Source organism: Gordonia sp. IITR100 (genome assembly GCF_002009645.1).
Taxonomy (GTDB): Bacteria; Actinomycetota; Actinomycetes; order Mycobacteriales; family Mycobacteriaceae; genus Gordonia; species Gordonia hongkongensis.
Genome location: NZ_MVKV01000002.1, coordinates 88,474 through 101,089 on the forward strand (window position 1 = coordinate 88,474; position 12,616 = coordinate 101,089).

The 12,616-nt window shown below is 70.2% G+C and carries 13 protein-coding genes; 5 read left to right on the forward strand and 8 right to left on the reverse strand.

Going from position 1 to position 12,616, the window contains the following annotated elements; translation table 11 throughout:
* Window positions 1-130: 130 nt before the first annotated feature.
* A complete protein-coding gene (locus B1818_RS04220) occupies window positions 131-619 on the reverse strand; it encodes a general stress protein (protein ID WP_055475026.1) in 489 nt (162 codons plus the stop codon).
* A gap of 135 nt (window positions 620-754) precedes the next feature.
* Between B1818_RS04220 and B1818_RS04225 the strand changes: the two genes are divergently transcribed.
* The 4 genes from B1818_RS04225 to B1818_RS04240 all read left to right on the forward strand — a co-directional run bounded on the left by B1818_RS04225 (window position 755) and on the right by B1818_RS04240 (window position 5,189).
* Window positions 755-2,104: a CBS domain-containing protein gene (locus B1818_RS04225; RefSeq protein WP_078112023.1), complete on the forward strand. Its 1,350-nt coding sequence runs from the start codon at window positions 755-757 to the stop codon at window positions 2,102-2,104.
* Complete coding sequence (locus B1818_RS04230; protein WP_055475028.1) at window positions 2,101-2,616, forward strand: DUF1003 domain-containing protein; 516 nt, start codon at window positions 2,101-2,103, stop codon at window positions 2,614-2,616. The genes B1818_RS04225 and B1818_RS04230 overlap by 4 nt, the downstream gene beginning before the upstream one ends.
* Before the next feature lie 241 nt (window positions 2,617-2,857).
* Complete coding sequence (locus B1818_RS04235; RefSeq protein ID WP_078112024.1) at window positions 2,858-3,985, forward strand: lytic transglycosylase domain-containing protein; 1,128 nt, start codon at window positions 2,858-2,860, stop codon at window positions 3,983-3,985.
* Between the two features lie 58 nt (window positions 3,986-4,043).
* Complete coding sequence (locus B1818_RS04240) at window positions 4,044-5,189, forward strand: Mrp/NBP35 family ATP-binding protein (protein ID WP_055475030.1); 1,146 nt, start codon at window positions 4,044-4,046, stop codon at window positions 5,187-5,189.
* Window positions 5,190-5,193: 4 nt separating this feature from the next.
* On the opposite strand, the gene tatB is transcribed toward B1818_RS04240, so the two are convergent.
* The 4 genes from tatB to sigE all read right to left on the reverse strand — a co-directional run bounded on the left by tatB (window position 5,194) and on the right by sigE (window position 8,607).
* A complete protein-coding gene (gene tatB / locus B1818_RS04245; protein WP_058252709.1) occupies window positions 5,194-5,673 on the reverse strand; it encodes a Sec-independent protein translocase protein TatB in 480 nt (159 codons plus the stop codon).
* 31 nt (window positions 5,674-5,704) lie between these two features.
* Entirely contained in the window at window positions 5,705-7,225 is a 1,521-nt protein-coding gene (locus B1818_RS04250) for a S1C family serine protease (protein WP_058252708.1), read from the reverse strand.
* Window positions 7,222-7,752: a hypothetical protein gene (locus tag B1818_RS04255; protein ID WP_055475033.1), complete on the reverse strand. Its 531-nt coding sequence runs from the start codon at window positions 7,750-7,752 to the stop codon at window positions 7,222-7,224. The genes B1818_RS04250 and B1818_RS04255 overlap by 4 nt, the downstream gene beginning before the upstream one ends.
* Before the next feature lie 234 nt (window positions 7,753-7,986).
* Window positions 7,987-8,607 (reverse strand): RNA polymerase sigma factor SigE, encoded by a 621-nt coding sequence (gene sigE, locus B1818_RS04260; RefSeq protein WP_055475034.1) that lies wholly within the window; start codon window positions 8,605-8,607, stop codon window positions 7,987-7,989.
* A gap of 292 nt (window positions 8,608-8,899) precedes the next feature.
* On the opposite strand from sigE, the gene B1818_RS04265 reads away from it, so the two are divergent.
* Complete coding sequence (locus tag B1818_RS04265) at window positions 8,900-9,547, forward strand: O-methyltransferase (RefSeq protein ID WP_055475035.1); 648 nt, start codon at window positions 8,900-8,902, stop codon at window positions 9,545-9,547.
* A gap of 20 nt (window positions 9,548-9,567) precedes the next feature.
* Here the strand turns inward: B1818_RS04265 and B1818_RS04270 are convergent, their stop codons facing one another.
* From B1818_RS04270 to rfbD, 3 genes are read right to left on the reverse strand one after another with little or no spacing between them, the layout of a single operon-like run.
* Complete coding sequence (locus B1818_RS04270) at window positions 9,568-10,701, reverse strand: sugar phosphate nucleotidyltransferase (protein WP_058252707.1); 1,134 nt, start codon at window positions 10,699-10,701, stop codon at window positions 9,568-9,570.
* Window positions 10,702-10,745: 44 nt separating this feature from the next.
* A complete protein-coding gene (locus B1818_RS04275) occupies window positions 10,746-11,624 on the reverse strand; it encodes a glycosyltransferase family 2 protein (RefSeq protein WP_175404348.1) in 879 nt (292 codons plus the stop codon).
* A gap of 5 nt (window positions 11,625-11,629) precedes the next feature.
* Window positions 11,630-12,580, reverse strand: a complete 951-nt coding sequence (gene rfbD, locus B1818_RS04280; protein ID WP_058252705.1) for a dTDP-4-dehydrorhamnose reductase — start codon at window positions 12,578-12,580, stop codon at window positions 11,630-11,632.
* Window positions 12,581-12,616: the final 36 nt, after the last annotated feature.

Here is a 12,616-nt window from a genome sequence, read left to right on the forward strand (position 1 = left end):
CGGTGCTCCGCCGTGAGCGTCCGAAGAGCAACGCTATACGTGAGGATTCGTGACATGCAACACATTCGGCATGGGCGTGCCATTCCGCGGGCGATTGTGATCGCTCCGTGTCCGACCGCGGGAGGCGACGTCAGAAGGTGAGACGGGCGAGCATGTCGCGCGCCTTCTCTGCGCTTTTCGGGTCGCACAGCACGTCATAGCGGCCGGCGACCAGCTGCATGGTCGACGCGAAATCCCGCTGGCCCCGGGTCGCCGCGTACGGAATGGTCGCGGAGATCACACCGAAGACCATGCCGCCGACGATGCCCACCAGGATGGGCGCAATGGGCGAGCCGGCGAAGACGAGCGCCACCAGACAGCCGAAGAAGAAGCCGAGCCAGGCACCCGAGACCAACCCGCCGCCGATCACCTTGCCCCACGTCAGCCGGCCGATGACCCGCTCGACCTGCATCAGATCGACGCCCACGATGGTGACGTCCTGGACGGTGAAGTTCTCGTCGGAGAGGAAGTCCACCGCGCGCTGGGCCTCGGCGTAGGTTCCGTACGAACCGATCGGCCAGCCCTTGGGCGGGGTGGGGAGTCCCGGCGTCTCGCGGCTCGGGCGCATGGGATTGGTCATATCGGGGCCTTCCCTGTTGTCAGACTCCAGTGCTGAACGTCGCGGTGAGACCCGACAGTGGGACTGGTCTCCCACCGGTGGGCGTTCGTGTCTGCCGTCGGCCTCCGCTGCACCGATGGCACTACCCTTACTCCCATGTCGTCGGTGAGCAAGGTGTTCGTGGCCAGATTAGTCGGGTTGGCCGTCCTTGGTCCCGACGGCGAGTCCATCGGACGCGTCCGCGACGTGGTGATCTCGATCCGCATGTCCGGGCAGCAACCGCGCGTCCTCGGCCTCGCGGTCGAATTGACCACTCGGCGTAGGATTTTCGTGCCGATGCTGCGGGTGACCGCGATCGAGCCCCAGGCCGTGGCCCTCAACACCGGCACCGTCAGCCTGCGCCGGCTCCACCTGCGGCCCGGCGAGGCACTCGCCATCGGACAGGTCCTCGACACCCACGTCCGGGTCGTCGATCCGGATCTCCCCGAGCTCGCCGACGCCGACGTGACGGTGATCGACCTCGGGATCGAGAAGACCCGGACCCGCGATTGGGTCGTCTCCCGCGTCGCGATCCGGGCGGGACGTCGCGGCCTGCGCCGGCGCCACGAGACTCAGGTCGTGGAGTGGTCCAGCGTGCAGGGCATCACCCAGAGCTCGCTGAACCTGCCCGGACAAGGAGTCGCGCAGGCCCTCCTGCAGTTCGAGGGCATGCGCCCGGCCGACGTGGCCAACGCCCTGCGCGAACTGCCCGCGAAACGTCGCGACGAGATCGCAGCGGCCCTCGACGACGAACGGCTCGCCGACGTGCTGCAGGAGTTGCCGCCCGACGACCAGAAAGAGGTGCTGGCCGCGCTCGGACGCGACCGCGCCGTCGACATCCTCGAGGCGATGGACCCCGACGACGCCGCCGACCTCCTCGGCGAACTGCCCGACACCGAGGCCGAGGCCTTCCTCGAGGAGATGGACCCCGTGGAGTCCGAGCCCCTCCGCCGACTCCTGCTGCACTCCCCCGACACCGCGGGCGGCGTGATGACCTCGGAGCCGATCGTGGTCACCGCATCGACCACCATCGCCGAGGCCCTCGCCCGGGTCCGCAACCCCGACCTGACGCCGGCCGCGGCGAGTCTGGTGTTCGTCGTCCGCCCGCCCACCTCGACGCCGACCGGCAAGTATCTCGGATGCGTGCATCTGCAGGCCCTGCTCCGGGAACCGCCCGCGCACCTGGTCGGCGGCATCCTGGACACCGACCTCGCCCAACTCCATCCCGAGGACTCCCTGGAGACGATGACGAGATATTTCGCGACCTACAACCTGGTCTGCGGCCCCGTCGTGGACGAGGCCGGCCACCTGCTCGGCGCGGTGAGCGTCGACGACCTGCTCGACGAGATCCTGCCGCGCGACTGGCGTGAGACCGAACCCGAGGACGTCGTCGAGGCCGACGGGTACGGCGTCGGGAGCGGCCCGGAACCGGCATCGGGCGGCGGCCCCCAGGTGCGGATCCGATGAGCGAACCGGGACGCAAGCTCGACACCCCCAGCACCCGCCGCACGATCTCGTTCAATCTCGACTCCGACGTCGTCGGGATGTACAGCGAGCGGATCGCCCGATTCCTGGGCACCGGACGATATCTGGCGATCCAGACGGTCATCGTCATCGTGTGGATCGTGCTGAACCTGGTCGCGGTGTCGATCCAGTGGGACCCGTACCCGTTCATCCTGCTGAACCTCGCGTTCTCCACGCAGGCGGCGTACGCGGCGCCGCTGATCCTGCTGGCCCAGAACCGGCAGGAGAACCGCGACCGGGTGTCGCTGGAAGAGGACCGGATGCGGTCCGCCCAGACGAAGGCCGACACCGAGTTCCTGGCCCGGGAGCTCGCCGCGGTCCGTCTCGCGGTGGGCGACACCGTCACGCGCGACTACCTGCGCAAAGAACTCGACGACCTGCTCGACGAACTCACCGAACGGCTCGGCGCCCCCGCCGGCGACGAATCCGGCCGCCGCGGTTCCAAGGATCACTGACACCAAAAGCCGGGTTCGTGTCTGGGACGCCAGACCCATATGTATGGTGGGTCACAGTTCGGACCGGATTTCGGCGTCTGTCACGACGCGACGAGATCCTCCGACACATCTATGAGAGCGGCTCTGGACCTGGGCCGCGGGTGGGCATCGCCGCGTTCTCGGGGGCAGAAGTGTGTGTTGACAACGGAGTGAACAGGACCGGGCAGCGGCCCGGGGCCGCACGATGTGCAGGAGGCCTCCGGTGAGGCCCCTCGACCTCGTCCGCCGTCGCCGTGGTCCGCGCCGTCCGTCCTCGTTCCCACAACGCGCCGCGACGCTGGTCGTCGGCGGCGGTCTGGTCGGTGCGCTGGTCCTGGGGACCGCGACGTCGAGCGCCTCCGGCGGCAACGTCGCGTCGGCCGTCGTCGAGCCCGATGCACCCGTGATCGTGGCCGAACTCGTCGCGGGTTCGCCGGGTGCACTCCTCGGCTTCGCGCCGCCGCCGGAGAAGCCCGCGACCGCGCTGCCGGCGCCGCAGTTCCGGCTCGCCAGCGACCTCCCTTCGGGCCCACTGGGGATCCCGGGCGTCGTACTCCAGGCCTACAAGCTGGCCGCCAACCGCGTCGCCGCCGAGAGCGCGGCCTGCAAACTGCCGTGGTTCCTGCTGGCCGGCATCGGACGCATCGAGTCCAATCATGCGAGCAACGGCTCGGTCGATCAGTACGGCACGACGATCAACCCGATCGCCGGGCCGGTCCTCGATGGGTCGCTGGCCGGCAACGCGGTCATCAAGGACACCGACGGCGGACGCATCGACGGTGACGCCGGACACGACCGGGCGATGGGCCCGATGCAGTTCATCCCGAGCACGTGGGCAGCGTGGGGCTCCGACGCCAACGGCGACGGGAAACCCGACCCCAACAACATCTTCGACGCCACGTACTCGGCCGGCCGGTATCTCTGCGCCGGCGTCACCGACATCATGAACGAGCGCACTCGCGTGTCGGCGGTGCTGCGGTACAACCGCTCGATGGAGTATGTCGCCAACGTCCTCGGCTGGGCCGGGGCCTACGCGACGGGCGTGATGCCGACCGACCCCATCCCGGAGATGAAGCGCAAGCCGTCGAGCAGCTCGAGCTCGTCCAGCAAGCCCAGGCAGCCGGAGTCCGGGTCGTCCTCGTCGTCGTCGTCGTCCTCCACCACGCGGCGGCCGAGCCCTCCGCCGCCGCCGTGCATCATCGTCTGCCTGCCGTCGATCCCGCCGCTGTTCCCGGGCCAGCCCGCTCCCCCGCCCACCAAGAGGGAGGCCCCGGCGGTACAACAGGGACCGGCGGGGAACGCCGGTCCGAAGAGGCCCGGAGGGGCGAGCACCCCGGTTCCCGTCCGCTGACGGCGCCACCGGAGGACCTGCGCCCGGAACCGTCGGCGCCGCCGGTAGTCTGGGCCAGATGACAACAGGAGTCGCGCCCACGGAATCGGCAGTTCGCGCCGCTCTGGGCAAGGTCAAGGATCCCGAGATCGGCAAGCCCATCACCGACATCGGGATGGTCAAGTCGGTCACGATCAACGACGACGCGAGCGTCGACGTCGGGGTGTACCTCACGACATCGGGGTGCCCGATGCGCACCGAGATCTCGCAGCGCGTGGAAACAGCAGTCGCCGACGTCCCGGGCGTCGGCGCGATCCGCGTCGAACTCGACGTCATGGACGACGAGCAGCGCACCGAGCTGCGCAAGAAGCTCCGCGGGGACAAGGCCGAGCCGGTCATCCCGTTCGCCCAGCCCGGCTCACTGACCCGTGTCTACGCCGTCGCGTCGGGTAAGGGCGGCGTCGGCAAGTCGAGCGTGACCGTCAACCTCGCCACGGCGCTCGCCGAACGCGGGCTCACCGTCGGCGTTCTCGACGCCGACATCTACGGCCACTCGGTCCCCCGCATGCTCGGGAGCGACGCCAAACCCACGCAGGTCGAACGCATGATCATGCCGCCCAGCAACCACGGCGTCCGCTTCATCTCGATCGGACAGTTCACCGACGGCAACACGCCGGTGACCTGGCGCGGTCCCATGCTGCACCGAGCCCTGCAGCAGTTCCTCGCGGACGTCTACTGGGGCGATCTCGACGTCTTGCTCCTCGACCTGCCGCCGGGCACCGGTGACGTCGCGATTTCGATCGCGCAGCTCATCCCGGGCGCGGAGATCCTGGTGGTGACGACACCCCAGCAGGCCGCGGCCGAGGTCGCCGAGCGCGCCGGGGCCATCGCGCTGCAGACGCGGCAGAAGATCCTCGGCGTCGTCGAGAACATGTCGTGGCTGGAACTGCCCGACGGCAGCCGCATGGAACCGTTCGGGTCCGGCGGCGGCGAGCAGGTGGCGCAACGCCTCACGCGCGCGGTGGGCGCCCAGGTCGACCTGCTGGGTCAGGTACCGCTCGAGACGGCCTTACGCGAAGGCGGCGACGCCGGTGTCCCGGTGGTGCTGTCGGCACCCGAATCGGCGTCCGGTTCCGCCCTGCGCGCCATCGCGGGCAAGCTCGCGGCGCGTAAGCGCGGCCTGGCGGGTATGAGTCTGGGACTCGACACCATCCGGAATTCCTGACCGGTCAGGTCGCGTCCCAGTCGGCCGCGGCGGGACGCGACCCCGACCGCGACCGGCGGTCCGACGCCGCGGATCCCGCCGGGCCGGCGGAGTCCTGATTCCCGCTCTCCTGCTTCTCGAACGACAGGGGCGCCGACACGGGCTTGATCTCTGGCGCCGCCGGGGTGGTCTTCCGGTCGACCGTGGTGGCGCTCTCGTTCAGCCGGAACAGTGAATCATCGCCGTCGAGAAGGTGTTTCGTGACGATCGACCGCGGCGTCATACCCCGCAGTTCGTTGAGGTCGGCGAGCGGCTTGCGCAGGTCGTCGAATTCGGGACCCAGCTCGTCCTTCAGCTGATTGCTCGCACCGGTCGCGTAATCACGGACCTTCTTGGCCGACTGCATCGTCCAGGAGACGGCACCGGGGAGACGTTCGGGGCCGAGGATGACGAGTGCCGCGACCACCAGGATCGCTATCTCGCCCCATCCGATGCTGCTGAACATGTGCCTCGTCCTGACCTGTGCGGTGGTGTGGTTAGTCGCTCGCCGGAGTGATGGTACCGCTGAACGTGCGACCCGCCCGCCAGTACTGGAACGGGACCGACTCGCCGATGCTGGCGGTTCGGATCGCGACGTTCAGCTCGTCGGCGCTCTCGATCGGGCGATTGTTGAACGAGGTGATCACGTCGTTCTCCCGGATGCCCGCGCGTTCGGCGGGGCTGCCGGCGACGACGTTGCGGACCTGTGCGCCCAGCACGCGCTCGTTGCGCACCGAACTGGCGTTGACGCCGATCTGCGGGTGGTTCACGCGGCCGTCGCGGATCAGCGCCTCCGCGATGGGCTTGGCCTCGTCGATGGGGATCGCGAATCCGAGCCCGATGTTGCCGCCCCCGGCGCCGAGGCGCCCGGCGGTGTTGATGCCGACCACCTGGGCTTCGCCGTTGACCAGCGGACCGCCCGAGTTGCCCGGGTTGATCGCGGCATCGGTCTGGATCGCGTCGATCACCGCGTCGGTGTCGGACTCCGCGTCGGGCGTCAGCGCCACGGCACGGTCGGTCGCGCTGACGATGCCGCTTGTCACGGTTCGGTTGAGCCCCAATGGAGATCCGAAGGCGACCACCTCTTCGCCGATCTGCAGGTCGCCCGAGCTACCGAGCACCGAGACCGTCGGGTTCTCGACATTGTTGACCTTCAACACGGCGAGATCGGTCTTGGGATCGCGACCGACGATGCGCGCCGGGACCCGCTGACGGTCGAAGAACACGACCTCCAGTTTGGCGCTCTTGTCGTTCGCGGCCATCGAGATGACGTGGTTGTTGGTGAGGATGTAACCCTCTTTGTCGATGACGAATCCCGACCCGGTGGCGTAGGCGCCCGCCGCGCGGACGTCGATGGCGACGACCGACTTCTCCACCGCCCGGGCCACCTCGGCCACGGACGACCGCGGTCCGGCGTCGCCGCCGGTGTCCTCAGTGGACAACTCGACCGTGTCACTGGTGAGCGGCGCGGCCACCTCGGCGGTGTACCGGCCCATCAGCCCGCCGACGAGCCCGATCAGCAACGCGATCACCGCGAGCGTGGCCAGGGCGACCCAGCTCAGGCGATTGCCGAGCAGGATGTCGCGGACACCGAGCTTGGGGCCGGTCTCGGTCGGGATGTCCGACGATGCGGACGCCAGCGCGGGTGCGTCCAGCCGCGCCGGGCTCTCCGGGTCGCGCCACGGGTCGTCCGGCGCCTGCGGCTGCTCGGTGTGGCCGTAGGTCGCGAGCGGATCCCGCTGCAGGGTGTCGCTCGATCCGGCCGGCCGGCTGAAGGCCTCGGCGAGCACCGGGTCCGGGGGTGCGATCTGCGGCTCGGGCGGCCGCTTGTCGCCGTCTGAGGTGGCGAACGAGCCGCGCACACCCGACGGGCGGCCGAACACCTGCGCGGTGGACGGCGACACGGGCGAGTGCCGGGTCCGCGACGGCGTCAGACGTTGCGACTCGGGCGGTTCGGCGCGCCGCGCGAACTGTGCGTCACCGGTATCGGGAGAATCGGCGTCGGGGGCCACGGTCACCGGCCCCGGCGACGGAAGGCGCGGCCGCGGGCCGCGGGGATGCCGTCGGTCGGCGCATCGGGCGACACGGTCGGCCCGAACCCTGCCGGGCGGGGTGGCTCGGAGCTCAGATCGATCTCACGCGTGGGGATCTGGGAGAGCTGACCGAGGAGGGAGTCCGGGATCGACACGCGGCCGGACTCGCGGAGTCGGGTGCGGGCCAACGACTGCGCCTCGACCGCGGTGACGCACTCGGGGCACAGCGCCAGATGATGAGCGGCCCGCGCATGCGCGGACATCCCGAGCTCGCCGTCGACGAAGGCGGCGACCGCCTCGGGGGCCAGGTGCTCGGTGGGTGCGAAGCCGCGTCCGCCGGCCGTACCCGGCGCGCGGTAGCCGCGGTTGGGCAGGAACGACGAGGGAGCCGGACTCCAGGTGTTCGTATTCCACCTGGCTGGGGTCCAGGAGGACCGCCGGCGACGAAGGTTGGGAGTCGGCGGTTCGACACCGCCACTTCCGGTCGGACGCCCGCGATCGCCGTCCATCATCGTCGTTCACCCCTCTCCACGACGAAACCGCCGCACGATGAATCCTGTGTTGCCACTGGGCTCTGCTGCTGTCTGCCACGGTACCGACCGGCGGCATCCGATGCCGTCCCCCGAACGCGCGGGCGTCCGCGGGCTGCGGCCTCCGATCGCATCGTGTCCCGTGACACAGGCAACGTCTCAGCGTATCCGAGACTCTCAACGATGCTCGGCGGAGCAGGGTTCCCGGCAGCGACCTCAGGCGTGCGAGCCGAGCGCGACCGAACGGCTACTGGTGTGTCCTTGGGCCGCGAGTGCGTCGCGGATGCTCTGCCGACCGCGATGGATGCGGCTGCGGACGGTACCCAGCTTGACACCGAGGGTGGCGGAGATCTCCTCGTAGGACAGGCCCTCGATGTCACACAGCACCACGGCCGCGCGGAAGTCGGGAGCCAGCGAGTCCAGGGCGCGCTGCAGGTCGGGGTCGAGGTTCGTCGCGTCGAAGACCTGCTGCGGATCCGGGGTGTCGGCCGGCACCCGGTCGTACTCCTCGGGCAGGGCTTCCATCCGGATCTTGCTGCGGCGACGGACCATGTCGAGGAACAGGTTGGTGGTGATGCGGTGCAACCAGCCCTCGAAGGTGCCGGGACGGTAGTTCGACAACGAGCGGAAGACCCGGATGAAGGTCTCCTGCGTGAGGTCCTCGGCGTCGTGCTGATTCCCCGACAGACGGTAGGCCAGACGGTAGACGCGGTCAGCGTGTTCGCGGACCAGGTCGTCCCAGGACGGCATGAGCAGTTCGTCGCCGGTGGCGTCGAAACCTGCGGTGCCCGCCGGAACGGCGGGCACGGCGTCGGCGGGATCGCGGGGATCGGTCATGGTCGGTGGTCGGTTCCTCTCTCGTGAAACACGCACCCGGTGACCCAAGCACTCACCGAAGACGAACGGATGATTCCGGCTGGGTATTCCCGAGCTGCCAGGGAGTTCACACCGACCTCCCGGGACCTGTCCCAACCGGAACAGCTCTCACCCTCTCCTATCGGAGTGTGGCCGCCGTATGAGGCGCCTGAGTGTTGCCTGAGGATGCGTCGGCGGTCTCGCCGTGAGCGGATTCGCCCAGGTCTGGCGTGCCGGATCGGGTTCCGCCGCGGGGCCGGACTAACCTCGACGCGTGACCGAGTCAACGCCGTCCACACGCCCCGACCTGATCGCCTACGCCGAGTCGGCCATCGTCGAGGACGACGCCGTCATCGCCGCCCGCGCTCGCGCCGAGGAGCTCGGCGCGACACCGGTCAGCCCGGCGGTCGGCGCGCTACTGGCTCTGCTGGCCCGCGCGGCCGATGCGCGGGCCGTCGTGGAGATCGGGACCGGCACCGGGGTGAGCGGCCTCTGGCTGCTCAACGGCATGTCGGCCGACGGCGTGCTGACCACGATCGATCCCGAGCCCGAACATCACCGGGCCGCACGGGCGTCGTTCGCCGGCGCCGACATCGCCCCGGGCCGCACCCGGCTGATCAACGGCACGCCGGTCGAGGTGCTGCCGCGGTTGTCCGACGCGTCCTATGACCTGGTCTTCGTGGACGGACCACTGCTGGACCTGCCCCGGTTCGTGCGTGAGGCCGTCCGGATGTTGCGACCGGGAGGTGTCGTGGTCGTCCACAACGCGACCGCGCACGGAACGGTCGGCGACCCGGCCCGCACCGAACCGCCGACGGCGGCGGCCCGCGAGGCGGCCCTGCTGATCGCCGACGACGAGCAGCTGCTTCCCGTGGTCATCCCGCTCGGGCCCGGCGTGCTCGCCGCCGCGAAGATCCGCTAGTCGGCCGCGCTCCTGCTGGACTAGACGTCCGTCGAGAATCGAATCCCGTTGTCGGGGATCTCGATTCCCGGCCACACCCGGGCGCCGCGCAGCAACTCGCAACGGGCGCCGATGTCAGCACCGTCGCCGATGACCGTGTCCCGGACCAGCGCACGCGGCCCGATGCGGGCACCGAAGCCGATGATCGACCGTTCCACGACCGCGCCGGCCTCGATCACGGCGCCGTCGAAGACGACCGCGCCGTCGAGACGGGCGCGCGGGCCGACCTCGGCGCCACGGCCGACCACCGTGCCGCCGATCAGAAGGGCACCCGGGCCCACTCCCGCGCCTTCGTGCACGAGGGACTCGCCGCGACGGTCCCCCAGGGCGGGCGACGGCGCGATCCCGCGGACGAGGTCGGCCGAGCCGCGGACGAAGTCCTCGGGCGTACCCATGTCCCGCCAGTACGCGTGATCGACGTGTGCGTGGACGTGACTGCCCTCGACGAGCAGCCGGGGGAACACCTCACGCTCGACCGACACCGGCAGGCCGGCCGGGATGGATTCGATGACCTCGCGCTTGAACACATAGGTGCCGGCATTGATCTGGTCGGTCGGCGGGTCCTGGGTCTTCTCCAGGAACGCGGTGACCCGGCCGTCGGCGTCGGTCGGGACGCAGCCGAACGCGCGGGGGTCGCTGACCCGCACGAGGTGGATGGTGACGTCGGCGTCGGCGGCGCGGTGACTGTCGATGACGTCGCCGACATCGGTGCCACCGAGGACGTCGCCGTTGAACACCACGATCGTGCTCGCGGTCAGTTCGTCGAGGACGTTGCGGATACCGCCGCCGGTGCCCAGCGGCTCGTCTTCGGTGACGTAGCGCATGCGCAGGCCCAGCTTCGAACCGTCGCCGTAGTACTCGCTGAAGACCTCGGCCTTGAACGAGGTGCTGAGCACGATGTCGCGGATACCGGCCGCCCGGATGCGGGACAGCAGATGGGTCAGGAACGGCAGCCCGGCGGTGGGCAGCATCGGTTTCGGCGCCGACAGGGTGAGTGGGCGCAGGCGGGTTCCCTTCCCGCCGACGAGGACGACGGCCTCGACGTCCTCCCTGATGTTGTCCGATCCCCCCACGGACGGTCTTTCCACCGACTCACGCACGGTGTAGTTGTCCACTGGATCGGGTCCTTCCTCGAGGTGACTGGTGTTCACTTCAGCATTCATCGGGAGTTCTCGCTCGCCGACGCGCGTCGCGCCGCGCGCACGGCGAGCCGGGATCGGACCTCCAGGCCGATGCGCAACGCCAGGCGCAGCGGCGCCCGCCACGGTCCCGGATTGCGGTCGGCCTGGAACCGGTAGGCACTGCGGTGGTGGGCGGGCAGCATCCTCTCCGGATGCCGACCGGCGCTGTGCCCCTTGGTGTGCACGACCTCCGCGCTCGGCACATAGACGTTCTGCCACCCGGCCTTGCCGAGGCGGTCGCCGAGATCGACGTCCTCCATGTACATGAAGTAGCGGGCGTCGAAGCCGCCGATGGCGTCGAAGGCCTCGCGCCGCACGAGCAGGCAGGAGCCCGACAGCCACCCCACCGGACGTTCCGACGGTGTCTCGTCGTCCGCGCGGTAGGCCGCGGTCCACGGATTGGACTTCCACACCGTGCCGAGGATCGCGTGTCCGGTGCCCGACACGAGGTCGGGAACGCGCCGCGCCGAGGGGTAGATCGAGCCGTCGGGTTCGCGGATGAGCGGCCCGAGCGAACCCGCTCGCGGCCAGCGCTGCGCGGCGGCCATCAGCTCGTCGATGGCACCGGGCTTCCATTCGACATCCGGATTGGAGATGAGCACGAACTCGACATCCGGGTCGAGCTCGGCGACACCGCGGTTCATCGCACCGCCGTAGCCGATGTTGCCGCCGGTGCGGACCAGCGTGACCGTGTCGTACTCCTGCTCGGCCCGCTCGGGCGCGCCGTCGTCGGACCCGTTGTCGGCGATGATGACCTGCGGCATGACGTCGGTGACGGCGTCGAGGCTGCGCAGGAAGGTCACGAGGTGATCGCCGGAGAAATAGGTCACCGTCACCACGGCTGGCTGAACTGGCACGCCGCTCAGGGTAACGAACCGGGGTCGGCGTCCGACGCGGCGATCGCCGCGTGCAGCGCGGGTCGCCACGGCCGGAGCGGGGTGAGGCCGGCGGCCTCCCAGGAGTGGCCGGAGAGCACCGAGAACGCCGGCCGCGGGGCCGGGCGCGGGAAGTCGGCGGTCGTCGTGGGCAGGACCCGGTCGGGCTGCGCCCCGACCTCTTCGAAGACCCCGCGGGCGACGTCGAACCAGGTGGCGGTGCCCGAGTTCGTCGCATGCAGAACCGCGCCACACACGTCTTCGCGCGGGCCCGCGACGACGAGTTCCCAGAGCCCGTCGGCGAGGTCGTACGAGTAGGTCGGGGACCCGAGTTGGTCGTCGACGACCGACACCGTCTCCCGTGACTGTTCGAGCCGCCGCATCGTGCCGACGAAGTCGCGGCTGTCGGGTCCGCCGGTGTAGACCCATGCCGTCCGCACGACGGTGGCCCGCGGGTCCGCCGACAGCGCGGCGCGTTCGCCGTCGAGCTTGGTGCGGCCGTACACGGTCGCGGGCGTTCCGCTCACGTCGTCGGGTTCGTATCCGTTCCGCTCGACCGGCCGGGAACCCTCCGCGGCGGCCCCGGGGAACACGTAGTCGGTCGACACGTGCACGAACCACGCGCCGGCGTCGGCGGTCCGGCGCGCGAGCACTTCGGGCCCGGTGGTGTTGACCCGCCGCGAGCCTTCCGAGTCGGCCTCGGCTCCGTCGACGTCGGTGTAGGCCGCGCAGTTCACCACGATGTCGTCGGGGCCGAGGTCGCCCAGCGCGGCGGCCACCGAGGTCGGGTCGGCGATGTCGACGTCGGCTGAGGTGAGCGGCCGCACGACGACGTCGGGAACCTCGGTCGACCGTGCTTGCAGGGCAGTTCCCAGCTGCCCGCCGGCGCCGACGATGTACACGGTGGGGTTGCTCGGCGTCACACGCATGAGCACCATCGTGCCGGAGTCCGGCGGTACCCACGCGGCGACGCG

What these genes read in the sequence shown, in the direction of transcription:
- B1818_RS04220 (WP_055475026.1), bottom strand. Translation starts at nt 619, where the DNA reads ATGACCAATCCCATGCGCCCGAGCCGCGAGACGCCGGGACTCCCCACC.
- B1818_RS04225 (WP_078112023.1), top strand. Translation starts at nt 755, where the DNA reads ATGTCGTCGGTGAGCAAGGTGTTCGTGGCCAGATTAGTCGGGTTGGCC.
- B1818_RS04230 (WP_055475028.1), top strand. Translation starts at nt 2,101, where the DNA reads ATGAGCGAACCGGGACGCAAGCTCGACACCCCCAGCACCCGCCGCACG.
- B1818_RS04240 (WP_055475030.1), top strand. Translation starts at nt 4,044, where the DNA reads ATGACAACAGGAGTCGCGCCCACGGAATCGGCAGTTCGCGCCGCTCTG.
- tatB (WP_058252709.1), bottom strand. Translation starts at nt 5,673, where the DNA reads ATGTTCAGCAGCATCGGATGGGGCGAGATAGCGATCCTGGTGGTCGCG.
- B1818_RS04255 (WP_055475033.1), bottom strand. Translation starts at nt 7,752, where the DNA reads ATGATGGACGGCGATCGCGGGCGTCCGACCGGAAGTGGCGGTGTCGAA.
- sigE (WP_055475034.1), bottom strand. Translation starts at nt 8,607, where the DNA reads ATGACCGATCCCCGCGATCCCGCCGACGCCGTGCCCGCCGTTCCGGCG.
- rfbD (WP_058252705.1), bottom strand. Translation starts at nt 12,580, where the DNA reads ATGGTGCTCATGCGTGTGACGCCGAGCAACCCCACCGTGTACATCGTC.